This window comes from Vibrio sp. 10N.286.51.C3, from assembly GCF_003050065.1.
GTDB classification, from domain to species: Bacteria; Pseudomonadota; Gammaproteobacteria; order Enterobacterales; family Vibrionaceae; genus Vibrio; species Vibrio crassostreae.
Genome location: NZ_PIGC01000045.1, coordinates 1 through 986 on the forward strand (window position 1 = coordinate 1; position 986 = coordinate 986).

Annotated in this window: 1 protein-coding gene; it reads right to left on the reverse strand. The window is 43.9% G+C overall.

Annotated features, from left to right (window positions below; all coding sequences use genetic code 11):
* Window positions 1-222: 222 nt before the first annotated feature.
* The coding region (locus tag CWO27_RS24025) for an IS91 family transposase (protein ID WP_107899595.1) at window positions 223-986 on the reverse strand (764 nt) is incomplete at its 5' end.

Here is a 986-nt window from a genome sequence, read left to right on the forward strand (position 1 = left end):
CCTGTTGGACTTGGCTGCTTCTATCTATGGAATTTGCTTTTTAGGACTGACTTGCGTTCCACTCTTATCATTAAGACCGGTACCCCGTCAGCCGTCCATTTTCCACTTCTAGCCGCCAATTTATCTACAGCGACTATACCCGTTGCATAATCTTTTTAAAAGCGAACAATGCCCCTCTCTCGCCATAACACAACGATAATTTTATTCATTATAATCAGACAACTAGGTCAGTTGGTACTCTGAAACGACTATCCTAGGTCTAATATTGATGCACACGAGTACCATGCTGTTGCTATGGCAGTTCGGACAACACGGTTTCTCTTTCAGCACTTCCGATTTCTCTGCGGGTCGCTCTCGTAAGCTATGCCTAATTTCCGCTATCGCTTTTACCCGTACAGCATTAGCTAAAAAGCCATAGTAGCGTATTCGCATTAGCCCTTTAGGCAACACATGTAAAAGTAAGCGTCGAAGCAACTCGCCCGCATTACAACACATTCTTTGAGTCCCGTTGGTTCGATAATCTTTGTAACTCATCGTGATACGGCCATCCACGTTATAACTTAATTGGTTTGGATTTAACCCAATACGATTGCAATACCGAGATAGATAACCCACTACCGCTGTGGGCTCGTGGAGTACAGGTTTACTGTACACAACCCATCTCTTACTAGCGGCTTCCTCTAATAAATTACTGTGCGTCGCTATCAACTCGCTTACTCGACATAACATCTCTTTCTTAAAACGAACGGATAAGGCTTTAACCGGAAGCAGGTAACTCTCTTTTCTTGTCGGTTGCCATTGCCGATCTTTTGTAAGCACCCCACTCGGTAGTAGGCAATGAATATGAGTATGTTGACTCAGATTTCTTCCCCAAGTGTGAAGAACCATTAATGCTCCAAGTTGACCGACAAGGTGATGCCGCTCATTAGCAAACGCGCATAATGTTGCCCACACTGAATGAAACAAGCATTGATAAACCACCTTAG